The sequence below is a fragment of the Methylococcus capsulatus str. Texas = ATCC 19069 genome (assembly GCF_000424685.1).
Lineage (GTDB): Bacteria > Pseudomonadota > Gammaproteobacteria > Methylococcales > Methylococcaceae > Methylococcus > Methylococcus capsulatus.
In genome coordinates, this window is record NZ_KE384224.1 from 769,857 (window position 1) to 787,148 (window position 17,292).

Below are 17,292 nucleotides of genomic sequence, written 5' to 3' on the forward strand. Positions count from 1 at the left end.
CGGACATCATATGAGACCGTGGCCCGGAATCCCGGGGCATATGCTTCAGGGGGTTCCAGCCGGGGCGAACACCATGCCCACCCTAAAAAAACTGCCAGCATCACTCCGCCGCCCGCCGAATCCGTTGACGAAGCGGGCGCACGGGAACATACCACGTCCGGGAACGAGCAGAGACTGAGCAAGAAAACCTTTTAACCCGGCAACATTACAACGGTATTTCACCGGAAAAAACCTCATGGCCGCCCCACCCGCCACGTCAACGACCTAAAAGCGGTTCGCGACGGTTTTCGCCAATGCCACACGCTCAGGAACGTCGCGGGGGATTTCACGCAACCCCTCCAGATAGCGCAGGCGCGGCAGAAGCCCCGTTCGGGTCGCAAGCTGAATACTGAGACCGGGCCGTGCGTTCAGCTCGAGCATCAAAGGCCCGAGGTCGCGATCCAGCACGATATCCACGCCGATGTATCCCATGCCGACCATGTCGTTACAGCGGGCTGCCATGGTCAGGATGTCGTCCCAATGGGGCACACATATGCCGGCGAGTTCGCCGCCCGTGTCGGGATGCTCTTCGATCCGGCGTTCGCGCCAGATGCCATTGTAGGTCCGCCCCGTGATCATATCGACTCCCACACCGACCGCACCTTGATGCAAATTGGCCTTTCCGTCGGAAAGGCGGGTCGGGGCACGGATCATCGCCATCACCGGTACTCCGCGAAATACGACGATCCGGATGTCGGGGACACCGAGATAGCTCACTTCGGTGAAGAGCGGATCGAAATTGACCCGATACTCGATGAGTGCGCAGTCCGGAATCCCTCCCAAGCTATACATGCCGCTGAGGATGTTGGAAATGTGATGACCCAGATCCTCCTCGGTCAGGACCAGGCCGCTACACCTGCGGTAACGGCCGTCACTGCGTGACTCGACCACCAGGATGCCCTCTCCCCCGCTGCCGTGCGACGGCTTGACGACGAATTCGCCATAGGGGGCGAGCAACCGGGAGAGATCTTCGATCTGATGTTCGATTTCCACCACCGCATAAAGCCGGGGCACCGGAATACCAAGCTCGATCGCTAGCGCCTTGGTCCTGCGTTTGTCATCGACGAGCTGGTACAACGAGCGAGGATTGTAGGGCAGCACGAAGTCGGCGTTCCGCTCGTTCATCCCCAGGATGCCGAGCCGGCGAAGACGCCGCCAGGGAAACATGCGGTCTTTCCAGCCCCCGGCTTTCATCCCTTGAGCGCTCCACGGAAACGCCACAGTTCCAGCAGACGATATCCCGTGTAACGGCCCAGGAGCAGTGTGAGTGCCAGGACCACCAGTAGCAGTTCCGGAAAAACGAAAACGAGGTGCCCCAAATAGTCGCTACTCATGCTCAGGTAGCCAAGGACGGCCACGGCCAGGCTGCCAAACCCTTGCTTCAAGGCTTCGACCGGCCCAAACTCCTCCCAGACCATCGACATCCGCTCGATGGTCATCGCCATGATCACCATCGGGAACAAAGCGACGGATACCCCCCGGTCCAAGCCAAGCTTGTAGGTCATGACGCTCACCATCGCCATGAGCAGGATCACGATGATGAGAACCGCCGCCAGCCTCGGAACCAGGAGCAGTTTCAACGATTCCAGATAGAACCGCAGCAACAACCCCAGGGCGACCAAGAGACAGAACATGGCGACCCCCCAAAGCAGCTGGGTTTCCCGGAAGGCCGCCGCGATCAGGATCGGCATGAAGGTTCCGAAAGTCTGAAGCCCCACGACGTTACGCAGGAACACGATGAGAAAGGCCCCAATCGGCACCAGCAGCAGCACCCGATAGACGTTCTGCGTCTTGACCGGCAGGCTGAACAGGGAAAATTCCATGATCCTGGACCCCATCTTCCGCGCACGCTGCTCGGCGATCTGGGTCATTTCCTGCGAATGCCGGCGCACCGAATATTCGACCCGCCCGTTCTTCCCCCCCGTGATCTCGAGCAGGGGCTCGCTCCCGACCGTCCACACGATCGCATCCCCCGGCAACCCTGTCTCACCGCTCGAAGGGTTCAGATCCACCCAGGAGTCGCCGTCGAACACCTCGACCCAGGGAGTGAGCGAACCCCGGCTGGCATTGTCCTTCAGGATCGCCAGGTAGACGGGACGGGCGGAAACGTCGGCCTCGCGCAGGATGGCCACGATCCGGCGCGCCCAATCGTCCGGTCCGGTGATGTCCTGGCGCAAGAGACTCACGTTGCTGTCGGCGTCGGCAGCGTTGAGACGCTGCAGGAGAGCCTGGGCGAACGTCACGTTGTCCGCCGATTTGCTGCGGACCTCGTTGAGAAGGCCGCGAGCGGCCGCCTGTAAGGGTTCGGGCAAACTCTGCGGCTCTACCGGCATGACCACTCCCGTCGGCGGGGGCGACGCCTCCGCGGCCGGATCCTTGGCAAGGTGGATACGGTAATACAGGACCTGCCAACCGTGGGTTTCGCGTATGGCCCAGCGTGCCTGCCGGCGTAGGCCGTTGTCGTCGGTCGTCAAACCGTAATCGCTGGCGACGAAGTTCTCGTCGAGCACGGTGTAACCCCGCGGCGCCCGCGGAATGGCGAACTGGACCTTGACGGCGGTATCCCGCCGGGCCTTGAACTCGATACGCGCCTCGACCGTCCAGACCTCGGCCTGTTCGGTCGGCAGCAGCGGCAATCCCAGAATCTCGACTTTGTAATAGCACAACGCCAGACCCACCGCCGTCAACACGGCGGCGAGAAGGCGAACGTGGAGTTTGCTCATGCCGGACGGGACTCCGTCATCTCCCCTCAGTGCCTTCCACCAGCGGGCGAAGGGGCCGGCGTAGTGCTCCCCTTACCCCGCTGGTTACAGGGGTCGCCCTCCGCCTTGAAAACGAATGTTTCTCCCGCATCGACCACGGCGACGTCACTCAGAAAACTGCGGCCGAGCAACAGGGGGTAGTTGAAATTGCTACGATCCACCAGGGTGAATTCGGTCTGGTATTCACGTCCGTTCTTGCACAGCGTCAAGGTGACCACTTCCCGCTTTGATGACCCTTTGTGGCGCTCCTTGATGTAAACGGTGCGCTCCAAGGGCCTCTCGACGACGACGGTTTTATCGTCATCCTCGCTTTCCAGTGTGAACCGGACCCATTCCCGGCCGTCCCGGTTGAATCGCTGGATATTGTCCGAATGCAGTGCCGAGGTCTTCGCGCCGGTATCCAGCTTGGCCGTTAGGCGGAGATTCCACGGCAACAGAAACACCGACTCCAGCCAGCCCATGACGACCTTGTCTCTCGGTTTCGGCGCGTCGCCGGCGGAGGAAACGGCACTGACCAGTCCCAACAAGAACGCGATCCCAATACGATGAAGTTTCATGACGCAAACCCGGTCCTGTGATACAGCGGATTCGAAGTCTTTAGGGTATTTTCCGCCTCCCTGGCAATCGACGAAAAACGGCCCACCAGTCTCCCCAGTGAGCCGTCATCCGAATTGGCGAAAGTGCCGGTCAGTCGTCCTGAACAACCGAAAGTCCGCGGGCCTGGCTCGAATAAAAGGCAGCCAGGTCATGGATGTCTTCTTTGGAAAGCGCGCCGGCCAGACCGTTCATGATGGCATTCTTACGTACGCCGGTCTTGTAGTCTTCGAGCGCCTTCATCAGGTAGTTTTCGTACTGGCCGGCCAGACGGGGGTTGGGACTCTCACCGTTGCCGTCCTCCCCATGGCAGCCGCCGCAGCCGCTGGCCTCGGCCTTCTTTTTGCCATTGGCTACGTTGCCGGTCACGGCGTTCTTGACGTTGATGGCCCGGAAACCTGCGACATAAGCGGCGATGTCCCGCAGGTCCTTGTCGGAAAGCGAAACCGCGTTGCCTTCCATGCTTCCGTGCTGCCGCGCTCCCGAGGCATAGGCCTTGAGCGCGGAGACTACATAATCGTCGTGCTGCCCGGCCAGCTTGGGCACATGATAGGTCGGATAGGTATTGGAGTAACCCTCGATGCCATGACAGCCGGCACAGGTGTAGAACTTCTCCTTCCCCGACATGCGGTCTCCCTCCGCCGATGCCGTCCCGCTGCTGACCATTCCGGCCAGCCCGGCGACCGCAACCTTCCACAGGATATGGTTTTTCATGATGCTGAATACTCCCCAGTGACTAGTCGATCCGAACGCCGGGCAACCCGCGGCGCACACGCCAGCCGTGCGCCCCCGGCAAGTCGGCGTATGGTACCGGTTTCCGGGAATTTGACAACCGCGGAAACCGGGAGGATGCATCGGCCTCCCCCGGCCGGTCCGGTCACAGGCTGAACGCTTGCTTCAGGGCCTCTTCCACCTCAGCCGTATCGATGATCGGGGTTTCGGGCTCCGTCACCTCGCCGAGCTTTGTCCGTTCCCTGCGCTCCGTATGGTAGGCCAGACCGGTTCCCGCCGGGATCAGACGTCCCACGATGACGTTCTCCTTCAGGCCCTGCAAGCGGTCGGTGGATCCCCGGATCGCCGCTTCGGTCAGCACGCGCGTGGTTTCCTGGAACGACGCCGCGGAGATGAACGACTCTGTGCTCAAGGAGGCCTTGGTGATACCCAGCAGCACCGGTTCGTAACACGCGGGCACCTTGCCCTCTTCTTCCAGGCGGTCGTTCTCCTCCAGGAGCCGCGACCGGTCCACCTGTTCGCCCCGCAGGAAGCTGGAATCACCGGGATCGGTGATTTCCACTTTCCGCAGCATCTGGCGGATGATCACCTCGATGTGCTTGTCGTTGATCTTTACACCCTGCAGCCGATACACATCCTGGATTTCCTTGACCAGGTAGGAAGCCAGCTCGGCGGTGCCGCGCAGCCGCAGGATGTCGTGCGGCGTCAGTTCACCTTCGGCGATGGTTTCGCCCTGTTCCACGTGCTCCCCTTCGAACACCGTGATGTTGCGCCATTTCGGGACCATCACCTCGTGCTGCTCGCCGCTCGCGTCGGTGATGATGAGGCGGCGCTTGCCCTTGGTTTCCTTGCCGAAGGACACCGTGCCGGTCGCCTCGGCCAGGATGGCGGGATCCTTGGTCTTGCGCGCTTCGAACAGATCCGCCACGCGCGGCAGACCACCGGTGATGTCACGCGTCTTGCTGGACTCCTGAGGAATCCTCGCGAGCACATCGCCGACTTCGACCAGATCGCCGTCGCGGATGCCGATGATCGCTCCGGCCGGCAGGAAGTACTGCGCCGTGATTTCGGTCGAGGGAATGAAGATGTCGTTGCCCTCCTCGTCCACCAGTTTGACCAGCGGCCGCAGTTCCTTGCCCGCGCCGCCGCGCTGCTTGGGATCGATGACCACCATCGAGCTCAGGCCGGTCATTTCGTCGGACTGTTCACGCACGGTAACGCCTTCGACGAAATCGATCAGCTTGGCGCGGCCCCGGACCTCGGAGATGACCGGATGGGTATGCGGATCCCAGTTCACCACGATCTGGCCTGCCTTGACCGCGCCGCCCTCCCGCACCGACAGAACCGCTCCGTAGGGGATCTTGTAGCGCTCGCGCTCACGGCCGTGTTCGTCGATCACACTGATTTCGCCGGAACGCGAGACCGCGACCAGCGCATTGTCCCGGTTGACTACGGTCTTGAGATTGGTCAGCCGGATCTGTCCGCTCGACTTCACCTCGACGTTGCTGATCGCCGCCGACCGCGAGGCCGCACCACCGATGTGGAAGGTACGCATGGTGAGCTGCGTGCCCGGCTCGCCGATCGACTGCGCCGCGATCACGCCGATCGCTTCGCCGATGTTGACCTTGTGGCCACGACCGAGGTCGCGGCCATAGCACGAGGCACACACCCCATAACGGGTCTTGCAGGTGATGACGGAGCGCACCCGGACGTTGTCGACGCCGTGCTGTTCGAGTAGCTGCACCGCCCGCTCGTCCAGCATCGAACCGGCTTCGAGCAGCACGTCTCCGCTCGCCGGATCGACCGCGTGCTCGGCCAGCACCCGCCCCAGCACCCGTTCCGCCAATGGCTCGACCACATCCCCGCCTTCGATCAACGGGGCCATCTGCAGACCGTCCGTCGTCCCGCAGTCATCCTCGGTGATCACCAGATCCTGAGCGACGTCCACCAGGCGGCGCGTCAGGTAGCCGGAGTTGGCCGTCTTGAGCGCGGTGTCGGCGAGCCCCTTGCGGGCGCCATGGGTCGAAATGAAGTACTGCAATACCGTCAGTCCTTCCCGGAAGTTAGCTGTGATCGGCGTCTCGATGATGGAGCCGTCCGGCTTGGCCATGAGGCCGCGCATGCCGGCCAGCTGGCGGATCTGCGCCGCCGAGCCGCGGGCACCGGAGTCGGCCATCATGAAGATGGAATTGAACGACTTCTGCTTGATGGTCTCGCCGTTTCCAACGGTCACCTCGTCCACGCCGAGTCCTTCCATCATCACTTTGGCCACCTGGTCGTTGGCATGCGACCAGATGTCGACGACCTTGTTGTAGCGTTCACCATCCGTCACCAGGCCCGAGGCAAACTGGTTCTGGATTTCCTTCACTTCACGCTCCGCCGCCTGGATGATTTCATCCTTTCGGGCGGGGATCTCCATGTCTTCGACGCCGAACGACACACCCGCCCTCGTCGCATGGGAAAAGCCGAGATACATCAACTGGTCGGCGAAGATGACGCTGGCCTTGATACCCAGGGTTCGATAGGCGTGGTTGATCAGACGGGAAATGGCCTTCTTGGTCATATCGACGTTGACCATTTCGAACGGTATGCCCTCCGGCACGATGTTCCAGATCAGCGCGCGCCCCACCGTCGTCTGGACCCGCTTGATGCTCTCGGTACGCTCCCCGCCCTCGCCCACCACCACCTCCCGCACACGGACCACCACCTTGGCATGCAGGTCAACGGCGCCATTGAGGAACGCCTGTTCGGCCTCGTCGACGCTGGCGAAGATCATGCCCTCGCCTTTGGCGAACAAGCGCTCCCGGCTCATGTAGTACAGCCCCATGACGACGTCCTGAGTGGGATTGATGATGGGCTCACCGTTGGCCGGGGACAGAATGTTGTTGGTCGCCATCATCAGAGAACGGGCTTCGAGCTGCGCTTCCAGCGAAAGCGGCACATGCACGGCCATCTGGTCGCCATCGAAGTCGGCATTGAAGGCGGTGCACACCAGCGGATGAAGCTGGATCGCCTTGCCTTCGATCAGGATCGGCTCGAACGCCTGGATGCCCAGCCGGTGCAGGGTCGGCGCACGGTTCAGCATGACCGGATGTTCGCGGATCACCTCGTCCAGGATGTCCCAGACCTCGGGCGCCTCGCGCTCCACCATCTTCTTGGCCGCCTTGATGGTCGTGGCGAGGCCGCGGAACTGCAGCTTGCTGAAGATGAACGGCTTGAACAGCTCCAGCGCCATCTTCTTGGGCAGACCGCATTGATGCAGTCGCAAGGTCGGCCCCACCACGATCACCGAGCGGCCGGAGTAGTCGACGCGCTTTCCCAGGAGATTCTGACGGAAGCGGCCCTGCTTGCCCTTGATCATATCGGCCAGGGACTTGAGCGGACGCTTGTTGGAACCGGTGATCGCGCGGCCGCGGCGGCCGTTGTCCAGCAGCGCATCGACCGATTCCTGCAGCATACGCTTCTCGTTGCGCACGATGATGTCGGGCGCATTGAGGTCGAGCAGCCGCTTGAGACGGTTGTTACGATTGATGACGCGGCGGTACAGATCGTTGAGATCGCTGGTGGCGAAGCGACCGCCATCCAGCGGCACCAGCGGACGCAGGTCCGGCGGCAGCACAGGCAGCACGGTGAGGATCATCCACTCCGGCCGGTTGTTGGACGCCAGCATCGATTCGATCGCCTTCAACCGCTTGGTGTACTTCTTGATCTTGGTCTCGGAGTTGGTGCCGTTGATTTCCTCCCGCAACTGCACGACCTCGGCGTGGAGATCCATGGTGCGCAGCAATTCGCGGATGGCTTCGGCCCCCATCTTGGCGGTGAACTCGTCGTCGTATTGTTCGACCAGCTTCTGATATTCCTCCTCGCCGAGCAGCTGGCCCCGGGTGAGCGGAGTCATGCCCGGATCGATGACGACATAGGATTCGAAATAGAGTACCCGTTCGATTTCGCGCAACTGCATGTCGAGCAGCAGCGCGATGCGCGAAGGCAGCGACTTGAGGAACCAAATATGGGCAACGGGACTGGCCAGTTCGATGTGTCCCATGCGTTCCCGCCGCACCTTGGAAAGGGTGACTTCCACGCCGCATTTTTCGCAGATCACCCCCCGGTGCTTGAGACGTTTGTACTTGCCGCACAGGCATTCGTAGTCGCTCACCGGTCCGAAGATCTTGGCGCAGAACAGACCGTCGCGCTCCGGCTTGAAAGTCCGGTAGTTGATGGTCTCGGGCTTTTTCACCTCGCCATAGGACCAGGAACGGATCATGTCGGGCGATGCCAGGCTGATGCGGATCGCATCGAACTCTTCGCTTTGCGTCTGGCGCTTCAGAAAATTGATCAAATCTTTCACGTAAATCTCCCAGTCATCAATTCGGAAGGCAGCCGCGAACGGCTGCCTGCTGCGCGGGGCGGCGATCAGTCCTGCTCGAGCTCGATATTGATTCCGAGCGAGCGGATCTCTTTGATCAGGACGTTGAACGACTCGGGCATGGCGGCCTCCATACGGTGATCACCGTCGACGATGTTCTTGTACATCTTGGTCCTGCCGTTCACGTCGTCAGATTTCACCGTCAGCATCTCCTGCAGAGTATAGGCGGCACCGTAGGCCTCCAACGCCCACACCTCCATTTCGCCGAAACGCTGTCCACCGAATTGCGCCTTGCCGCCCAGCGGCTGCTGGGTCACCAGACTGTACGGACCGGTGGACCGTGCGTGCATCTTGTCGTCGACCAGATGATTGAGTTTGAGCATGTACATGTAACCGACGGTCACCGGACGGTCGAACACGTCGCCGGTACGTCCGTCGAACAAAGTTGCCTGGCCGCTTTCGGGAAGATCGGCCAGCCGCAGCATGGCCTTGATGTCTTCCTCGGTGGCTCCATCGAACACGGGAGTCGCCATCGGCACGCCGTCCTGCAGATTACCGGCGAGCTCCAGCACCTCGGCGTCGCTCAGACTGGCGATGTCCTCCTGGCGGCCACTCACGTTGTACACCTGAGTGAGGAAAGACCGGATCTCCTCGATCTTGGCCTTGGCCTCCAGCATCCGCCCGATCTTCAGGCCCACACCCTTGGCCGCCCAGCCGAGATGGGTCTCGAGCACCTGGCCTACGTTCATGCGTGAAGGCACGCCCAGTGGGTTCAACACGATGTCGACCGGCGTACCGTCAGCCGAATACGGCATGTCTTCCACCGGTACGATGCGGGAAATCACACCTTTGTTCCCGTGGCGGCCGGCCATCTTGTCGCCCGGCTGAATACGGCGCTTGACGGCCAGGTACACCTTTACCATCTTGAGCACACCCGGAGCGAGGTCGTCACCCATGGTGATCTTGCGGCGCTTCTCTTCGAGCCGCTTCGCGATTTCCTCGCGCTGCTGGGCGATCTGCCCGGCGATCGCTTCGATCTGAAGATTGACGTCTTCGTCCTGCAACCGGATCTCCAGCCACTGGGCGGGCTTGATCGAATCCAGGTATTCCCGGGTGATGGTGGCGCCGCGCTTCAGACCGCCCGGCCCCATGTCGGCGACCTTGCCCAGAACCATCTGCTCGGCCCGCTGGTAAAAGTCCTTCTCGATGATACGGAGCTGATCGTTCAGATCCTTGCGAACCCTCTCAATCTCGGCTTCCTCGATCTGACGGGCGCGTTCATCCTTCTTCACGCCGTCGCGGGTGAAGACCTGCACGTCTATGACCGTGCCGTCCATACCCGAAGGCACGCGCAGCGAAGTGTCCTTCACATCCGAGGCCTTCTCACCGAAGATCGCCCGCAGCAGCTTCTCCTCCGGGGTGAGCTGGGTTTCGCCCTTGGGCGTCACCTTGCCCACCAGGATGTCGCCGGCCTTGACCTCGGCGCCGATGTAGACGATACCCGACTCGTCCAGCTTGGACAGCGCGGCCTCCCCGACGTTCGGAATGTCGGCGGTGATTTCCTCGGGCCCCAGCTTGGTGTCTCGAGCGACGCAGGTCTTCTCCTCGATGTGGATGGTCGTGAAACGGTCGTCCTGCACCACGCGTTCCGAAATCAGGATCGAGTCTTCGAAGTTGTAACCGTTCCAGGGCATGAACGCGACCAGCAGATTCTGGCCCAGCGCCAGTTCGCCCATGTCGGTCGAAGGACCATCCGCCAGCACGTCGTTGCGGGCCACGACGTCGCCCGGCTTAACCAACGGCCTCTGGTTAATACAGGTGTTCTGGTTGGAACGGGTGTATTTGGTCAGGTTGTAGATATCCACACCCGGAACCCCCGCCTCGGTCTCCTCGTCGTTCACCCGGACCACGATGCGGCTGGCGTCCACGAACTCGACCGTGCCACCGCGCTTGGCGACGACCGCCACGCCGGAATCGCGGGCGACGATGCGTTCCATGCCCGTGCCCACCAGAGGCTTCTCCGTACGCAGCGTCGGGACGGCCTGCCGCTGCATGTTCGAGCCCATCAGGGCGCGGTTGGCATCATCGTGTTCGAGGAAGGGGATCAGCGAGGCCGCGACCGACACGATCTGTTTGGACGACACATCCATGTAGTTGATGTTTTCCCGCGACGCCAGGGTGAATTCATCCTTGTGGCGACACGACACCAGTTCATCCTTGAGCATGCCGTTTTCATCGACCGAGGCGCTGGCCTGAGCAATGTAGTACTGGCCCTCCTCGATAGCCGACAGGTACTCGATCTGATCGGTCACCCGACCGTCGATCACCTTTCGATACGGCGTCTCCAGAAAGCCGTATTCGTTGGTACGCGAGTAGACCGCGAGCGAGTTGATCAGGCCGATGTTCGGACCTTCGGGCGTTTCGATCGGACAGACACGGCCGTAGTGGGTGGTATGCACGTCGCGCACTTCGAAGCCGGCGCGCTCACGCGCCAGCCCCCCCGGCCCCAGAGCCGAGACACGGCGCTTGTGAGTGACCTCCGACAACGGATTGTTCTGGTCCATGAACTGCGAAAGCTGGCTCGAACCGAAGAATTCCTTGATGGAAGCGGCCACCGGTTTGGCGTTGATGATCTCCTGTGGCATCAGACCATCGGCGTCGGGCAGCGACAGACGCTCCTTCACGGCCCGTTCGACCCGGACCAGCCCGAGCCTGAACTGATTCTCCACCATCTCCCCCACGGACCGGACGCGGCGGTTACCCAGATGGTCGATGTCGTCGACCGTGCCCCCCCCGTTACGGATGTTGATCAGTTCCTTCAGCACCGCGATGATGTCATCGTTTTCCAGCACGCCGGGGCCGGTAGGATCGGTCCGCCCCAGGCGCCGGTTGAACTTCATCCGGCCGACAGCCGACAGATCATAGCGTTCGGCCGAGAAAAACAGATTTTCGAACAGGGTCTGGGCGGCCTCCTTGGTCGGCGGTTCGCCCGGCCGCATCATCCGGTAGATTTCCACCAGGGCATCCAGCTGCGTCTCGGTCAGATCGATGCGCATGGTGTTGGAAATGTACGGACCGCGGTCGAGATCGTTCACATAGAGCGTACGGATCTCGGGGATGGCCGCAGCCACGAGACGCGCATAGACATCCTCCGTGATCTCCTGATTCACCTTGGCGATCAGTTCGCCCGTCGAAGTATCCACGACGTTGTGGGCAAGAATCTTGCCGTACAGGTAGTCCTTGGGGACGTCGAGGAGGTTCACGTTCTCCTTTTGCAGCATCCGGATGTGACGCGCCGTGATCCGGTGGTCCTTCTCGACCACGATCTGATCGCCAAGCCGAATGTCGAAGCTGGCGATATCGCCGCGCAGCCGCTCGGGTATCAGTTCCAGCTGAATGCCGGCGGATGAGAGCAGGAAACGGTTGGTGTCGAAAAACTCGGCGATGATCTGCTCGTTGTCATAGCCCAGGGCTCGCAGCAACACCGTGGCGGGCAGCTTGCGACGCCTGTCGATACGGACGTAAACGCAGTCCTTGTGGTCGAATTCGAAGTCCAGCCAGGACCCGCGGTAGGGGATGATTCTGGCATTGAACAGCAGCTTTCCCGAAGAATGGGTCTTTCCCCGATCATGGTCGAAAAATACGCCGGGCGAGCGGTGCAGTTGGGAAACGATCACCCGCTCGGTACCGTTGATGACGAAAGTGCCGTTGTCGGTCATGAGCGGAATTTCGCCCATGTAGATCTCCTGCTCCTTGATGTCTCTGACGACCTTGGCGCCCACCGGCGCATCCTTGTCGTAGACCACCAGACGGACGAGCACGCGCAGCGGGGCGGCGTAGGTGGTTCCACGCTGCTGGCATTCCTTGACGTCGAACACCGGGTCGCCCAGCCGGTAACTCACATATTCGAGTACGATGTTGCCGGAATGGCTCTTGATCGGGAAAACCGACTTCAACGCCGCGTGCAGACCTTCGTCGCTCCGGGCGGCGGGCTGCTTGTCGAGTTGCAAAAACCGCCGGTACGAGTCAACCTGTGTCGCCAGAAGATAGGGGACCTCCAGCACGTCCTGACGCTTTCCGAAACTCTTGCGAATTCGTTTTTTCTCGGTAAACGAGTAAGCCATGTTGGTTCCTGACCTGAGTTTGGTTTGCTTGAAATATCGTGAGCCTAAAGCCTCCGGGAGGCTGCACCGGCAGTATCGGGAATATGCCTTGGCTCGTTATCGGATTGCCACGTGCGATACGGAGGACGGCATGGACAGACGTTCGGAGTCCACAAGGTAACCGATTCCGTAACAATCCGCAAACGCCGAAAGGCCGGCAGCGCGGGGCTGCCAGCCTGAATCGAAGCTCTTCCTTAAAAGGAGCGGACGCGCAACGTTTCGTTACTTGACGTCGACAGCCGCGCCAGCTTCTTCCAGCTTCTTCTTGATGTCGTCTGCCTCGGCCTTGGAAATACCTTCCTTGACGGTGGAGGGAACGCCCTCAACCAGATCTTTCGCTTCCTTCAGCCCCAGGCCAGTGATCTCGCGAATCGCCTTGATCACGTTGACCTTGTTGGCACCGAAGCTGGTCATGACGACGTCGAACTCGGTCTTTTCCTCAACCGCCGGCGCCGCGGCACCCGCCGCGACCGGAGCCACGGCGACTGCCGCCGCAGCGGACACGCCGAACTTCTCCTCCATGGCCGAAATGAGATCCACGATCTCCATGACGGTCATGTTGGAAATAGTCTCGAGGATATCTTCTTTGGAAACTGCCATTGTCATTTCTCCGAAATTTCTTTCTGCCGGACCTGCGGGTTACGCGGCCTGCTTCTGATCTCGAACCGCCGCCAAGGTGCGCACGAACTTCGCGTGCGGCTCGGCCAGGGTGCGGACGAACTTTTCGATTGGCGCCTTCATCGTGCCCATCAGCATGCTGATCGCCTGCTCGCGGTTCGGCAGCGAAGCCAAACGCTCGAGCTCGGAAGGACCATATTGTTTGCCGCCGACCGCCACCAACTTCACGACGAGCTTGTCGTTGGTCTTGGCGAACGCACTGACCACGCGGGCCGCGGAGCCCGGATCCTCAAGGGAGAACGCAAGGATCAAGGGTCCTACCAAACCGTCCTGCATGCACTCGAAACCGGTGCCTTCGACGGCTTTGCGCGCCAAGGTGTTCTTGACCACGCGCAGGTATACCCCGGACTCACGCGCCTCCTTGCGGAGCTGCGTCAGTGCCGAGACGCTCAGCCCCCGGTATTCCGCCGCAACTGCGGAGTGCGCTCGGGCGGCAACGGCTGCAACCTCGGCGACGACCGCTTTCTTGTCATCGAGTCTCAGTGCCACTCGTTACCTCCAGAAAAACTGAATAGTTTTGGGAAACCATTCAGAGCCATGCCACCCCGGCCGAAGCCGGGGACTCTCATAACGGCTCCTTTCGCCGAAATTCGGCTTCAGTCACCGTCTGCGCAGGCTGTACGATTAAGTGCCCCAAAGGCACGCCTGCGGTCTTTGACGGTCACCGGAAATCCGGTAACCCAAAGTCGGTTGATTCGTTGCTGTATCAGGCGGCCAGCGTGCTCTGATCCACCGCCAGGCCTGGCCCCATGGTCGAAGATACGGTGATCTTCTTCACGTACACACCCTTCGCAGTGCTCGGCTTAAGCTTCTTCAGGTCCGCCAGCAAGGCCTCCAGGTTTTCCTTGAGCGCCGCCGAATCGAAGCTGATCTTTCCGATCGTGCAATGGATAATGCCCTTCTTGTCGGTACGGTAGCGGACCTGACCGGCCTTCGCGTTCTTGACAGCGGTGGCGACGTCCGGGGTGACGGTGCCGGTCTTAGGATTGGGCATCAGCCCCCGCGGACCGAGAATCTGGCCCAACTGGCCCACGACGCGCATGGCGTCCGGCGCCGCGATAACGACATCGAAATTGAGCTCGCCGGCCTTCACCTGGGCACCCAGATCATCCATGCCGACGATGTCCGCTCCCGCCGCCAGGGCGGCCTCGGCATTCGCTCCCTGGGCGAACACTGCCACGCGAACCGATTTGCCGGTTCCGTGGGGAAGAACGGTCGCACCGCGGACGGCCTGATCGGATTTGCGAGGATCCACGCCGAGATTCACGGCGACGTCCACCGACTCGACGAACTTGACGGAGCTGACCGATTTCAGCACCTCGAACGCATCGTCGATCGCGTACACTTTGCCGGGCTGAACCTTATCCTTGATCGACTTCAGCCGCTTGGTCAAACGAGCCATCACACACCCTCCACAATCAAACCCATGCTGGTCGCACTGCCGGCAATGGTGCGCACGGCGGCGTCCATGTCCGCCGCCGTCAAATCCGGCATCTTCATCTTGGCGATTTCTTCCAGCTGAGCCCGCGTGACCGTCCCGACCTTATCGGTGTTCGGCTTGGAACTTCCGGACTTCAGCCCGAGCGCCTTCTTCAGGAGCACGGACGCCGGTGGGGTCTTGGTGATGAACGTAAAACTACGGTCCGCATACACCGTGATGACGACGGGGAGCGGAAGCCCTTTCTCGACGTTCTGGGTCTGGGCATTGAATGCCTTGCAGAATTCCATGATGTTGACGCCACGCTGGCCAAGCGCCGGACCGACCGGCGGACTCGGATTGGCTTCACCGGCCTTGACCTGAAGCTTGATGTAACCTGTGATTTTCTTTGCCATTTTTGACTCCTATGGGTACCAACGCCGGTTACGGCTCCCCGAAAACAAAAAGGGCTCGCGGTGCAACCACGACCCCCGTCTACCAAACCCGCCCAGCCTTAGCCTTTTTCAACCTGTCCGAATTCGAGCTCGACAGGCGTGGAACGCCCAAAAATCAGGACGGAAACCCTGAGCTTGCTCTTTTCGTAATTGACTTCCTCGACGACACCGTTGAAATCCTTGAACGGACCATCGATGACGCGCACCACTTCGCCAACCTCATATAGCACCTTGTGCTTAGGCTTCTTGACCCCTTCCTCCACACGCGCCAGAATCGCTTCTGCCTCCGCGTCACTGATCGGAGCGGGGTGATCGGGCGTCCCGCCAACGAAACCCAGCACCCGCGGAACGTCACGCACCAGATGCCAGGTGTCGTCATTCAACTCCATCTGGACCAGGACATAGCCCGGAAAGAATTTCCGCTCACCCTTACGCTGCTGACCCTGCCGCATTTCCAACACCTCTTCGGTCGGAACCAGGATCTTGCCAAAATAATGCTCCAGCCCGGCCCGGGCTATCCGCTCCTCCAAAGAACGCTTGACGCGGTTTTCAAAATTGGAATAAGCCTGGATCACATACCAGCGTAGCGCCACGATCGCCCCCTGTTACCCGGTGATCGAGGTGATTGCCCAAAACAGGAGCATATCGAGCAGCCAGAGAAAAATCCCGACGAAAAACACCAGCGCGACCACCATCAAGGTAGCCTGCGCCGCCTCCTGCCGCGTCGGCCAAACCACTTTTCGGACCTCGATGCGCGACTCACGGAAAAATCCGAGCAGCGCCCGCCCCTTGGCCGTCGCCGAAACCAATGCGACCGCGACAATACCCGCGCCGACGACACCCAGCGTGCGATAGACGACGGAATAATCGACGAAGTAATGATATGCGACGATGCCCGTGATCAGGCATACCAGCGCAAGAACGAGCTTGACGGTATCCAGACCGGAAGCACCGGACTCCGAAGTAGTTTGAGTAGACATGCGCCGGATCGCTATGAAAACAACAGAGGGCGCCCTCCGAGGGGCGCCCGCATCACGTAGTGGCAGGCCAGGAGGGGCTCGAACCCCCAACCTGCGGTTTTGGAGACCGCTGCTCTACCAATTGAGCTACTGACCTAAATATTCAGGAGGGCGACCCACGAGCGCCGCCCAATCCCTCACTCGATGATCTTGGAGACAACGCCTGCGCCGACGGTACGACCGCCCTCGCGCACGGCAAACCGCAAGCCTTCGTCCATTGCAATCGGCGCGATCAGCTTCACTTCGATCTTGACGTTGTCACCCGGCATGACCATCTCGACCCCTTCCGGCAGCGTCACCGCGCCGGTGACATCGGTGGTCCGAAAGTAGAACTGCGGCCGGTAGCCGTTGAAGAACGGCGTGTGACGCCCTCCTTCTTCCTTGGACAGAACGTAGATCTCGGCTTCGAAGTGCGTGTGCGGGGTGATGCTGCCGGGCTTGGCCAGCACCTGCCCGCGCTCGACGTCTTCCCGCTTGGTGCCGCGCAACAGCACGCCGATGTTGTCGCCGGCCTGTCCCTGATCCAGCAGCTTCCGGAACATTTCCACGCCGGTGCAGGTGGTCTTGGCCGTCGGACGGATGCCGACGATCTCGATTTCCTCTCCCACCTTGATGATGCCGCGCTCGACCCGCCCGGTGACCACGGTGCCGCGCCCGGATATCGAGAACACGTCTTCGATCGGCATGAGGAACGGCCGGTCGATCGCCCGCTCGGGCTCGGGAATGTAGTCGTCCAGCGCCTGCACCAGCGCTTCCACCGCCGGCACGCCGATTTCGCTGCCATCGCCTTCCAGCGCCTTCAGCGCCGAGCCCTTGATGATCGGAATGTCGTCCCCCGGGAAATCGTACTTGGAGAGCAGTTCACGCACCTCCATCTCCACCAGCTCGAGCAGCTCGGGATCGTCCACCATGTCGGCCTTGTTCAGGAACACGACGATGTAGGGCACACCCACCTGCCGCGCCAGCAGGATGTGTTCCCGGGTCTGCGGCATCGGGCCGTCGGCTGCGGACACGACCAGGATGGCACCGTCCATCTGGGCCGCTCCGGTGATCATGTTCTTGACGTA

The 17,292-nt window shown here is 61.1% G+C and carries 13 protein-coding genes and 1 tRNA gene; all 14 read right to left on the minus strand.

The genetic code is table 11. The annotated features are described in order from the left end of the window. Positions 1–264: 264 nt before the first annotated feature. A complete protein-coding gene (locus H156_RS0114995) occupies positions 265–1,206 on the minus strand; it encodes an alpha-L-glutamate ligase-like protein (RefSeq protein ID WP_010960371.1) in 942 nt (313 codons plus the stop codon). Positions 1,207–1,229: 23 nt separating this feature from the next. Next, a complete protein-coding gene (locus H156_RS0115000) occupies positions 1,230–2,762 on the minus strand; it encodes an inactive transglutaminase family protein (RefSeq protein ID WP_017365158.1) in 1,533 nt (510 codons plus the stop codon). Between the two features lie 26 nt (positions 2,763–2,788). Then, on the minus strand, positions 2,789–3,358 hold the full coding sequence (locus tag H156_RS0115005) for an ATP-dependent zinc protease family protein (RefSeq protein ID WP_017365159.1): 570 nt from the start codon (positions 3,356–3,358) through the stop codon (positions 2,789–2,791). 130 nt (positions 3,359–3,488) lie between these two features. Then, positions 3,489–4,109 carry a c-type cytochrome gene (locus tag H156_RS0115010; RefSeq protein ID WP_010960368.1) on the minus strand — a complete coding sequence of 207 codons (621 nt, stop codon included), beginning with the start codon at positions 4,107–4,109 and terminating at the stop codon, positions 3,489–3,491. A 163-nt stretch (positions 4,110–4,272) separates the two neighbouring features. Then, entirely contained in the window at positions 4,273–8,475 is a 4,203-nt protein-coding gene (gene rpoC, locus H156_RS0115015; protein WP_017365160.1) for a DNA-directed RNA polymerase subunit beta', read from the minus strand. Positions 8,476–8,540: 65 nt separating this feature from the next. Next, on the minus strand, positions 8,541–12,617 hold the full coding sequence (rpoB, locus tag H156_RS0115020; protein ID WP_017365161.1) for a DNA-directed RNA polymerase subunit beta: 4,077 nt from the start codon (positions 12,615–12,617) through the stop codon (positions 8,541–8,543). 261 nt (positions 12,618–12,878) lie between these two features. Continuing rightward, positions 12,879–13,256 (minus strand): 50S ribosomal protein L7/L12, encoded by a 378-nt coding sequence (gene rplL / locus H156_RS0115025; RefSeq protein ID WP_010960365.1) that lies wholly within the window; start codon positions 13,254–13,256, stop codon positions 12,879–12,881. Positions 13,257–13,295: 39 nt separating this feature from the next. Further along, on the minus strand, positions 13,296–13,823 hold the full coding sequence (gene rplJ / locus H156_RS0115030; RefSeq protein ID WP_010960364.1) for a 50S ribosomal protein L10: 528 nt from the start codon (positions 13,821–13,823) through the stop codon (positions 13,296–13,298). A 217-nt stretch (positions 13,824–14,040) separates the two neighbouring features. Further along, a complete protein-coding gene (gene rplA, locus H156_RS0115035) occupies positions 14,041–14,736 on the minus strand; it encodes a 50S ribosomal protein L1 (RefSeq protein ID WP_010960363.1) in 696 nt (231 codons plus the stop codon). Further along, positions 14,736–15,167 (minus strand): 50S ribosomal protein L11, encoded by a 432-nt coding sequence (rplK, locus tag H156_RS0115040; protein WP_010960362.1) that lies wholly within the window; start codon positions 15,165–15,167, stop codon positions 14,736–14,738. The genes rplA and rplK overlap by 1 nt, the downstream gene beginning before the upstream one ends. A gap of 98 nt (positions 15,168–15,265) precedes the next feature. Further along, positions 15,266–15,799, minus strand: a complete 534-nt coding sequence (gene nusG / locus H156_RS0115045) for a transcription termination/antitermination protein NusG (protein ID WP_010960361.1) — start codon at positions 15,797–15,799, stop codon at positions 15,266–15,268. A gap of 12 nt (positions 15,800–15,811) precedes the next feature. Then, entirely contained in the window at positions 15,812–16,186 is a 375-nt protein-coding gene (gene secE / locus H156_RS0115050) for a preprotein translocase subunit SecE (protein ID WP_010960360.1), read from the minus strand. Between the two features lie 60 nt (positions 16,187–16,246). Further along, positions 16,247–16,322: transfer RNA gene (locus H156_RS0115055), tRNA-Trp, on the minus strand. Positions 16,323–16,362: 40 nt separating this feature from the next. Further along, a partial coding sequence (gene tuf, locus H156_RS0115060; protein WP_026597567.1) for an elongation factor Tu occupies positions 16,363–17,292 on the minus strand: 930 nt, incomplete at its 5' end.

Bases quoted from the DNA above. Each gene is read 5' to 3' on its own strand.
- secE (WP_010960360.1), bottom strand. From the start codon at position 16,186: ATGTCTACTCAAACTACTTCGGAGTCCGGTGCTTCCGGTCTGGATACC.
- rplA (WP_010960363.1), bottom strand. From the start codon at position 14,736: ATGGCTCGTTTGACCAAGCGGCTGAAGTCGATCAAGGATAAGGTTCAG.
- rplK (WP_010960362.1), bottom strand. From the start codon at position 15,167: ATGGCAAAGAAAATCACAGGTTACATCAAGCTTCAGGTCAAGGCCGGT.
- rpoB (WP_017365161.1), bottom strand. From the start codon at position 12,617: ATGGCTTACTCGTTTACCGAGAAAAAACGAATTCGCAAGAGTTTCGGA.
- rplL (WP_010960365.1), bottom strand. From the start codon at position 13,256: ATGGCAGTTTCCAAAGAAGATATCCTCGAGACTATTTCCAACATGACC.
- H156_RS0115000 (WP_017365158.1), bottom strand. From the start codon at position 2,762: ATGAGCAAACTCCACGTTCGCCTTCTCGCCGCCGTGTTGACGGCGGTG.
- H156_RS0114995 (WP_010960371.1), bottom strand. From the start codon at position 1,206: ATGTTTCCCTGGCGGCGTCTTCGCCGGCTCGGCATCCTGGGGATGAAC.
- H156_RS0115010 (WP_010960368.1), bottom strand. From the start codon at position 4,109: ATGAAAAACCATATCCTGTGGAAGGTTGCGGTCGCCGGGCTGGCCGGA.
- H156_RS0115005 (WP_017365159.1), bottom strand. From the start codon at position 3,358: ATGAAACTTCATCGTATTGGGATCGCGTTCTTGTTGGGACTGGTCAGT.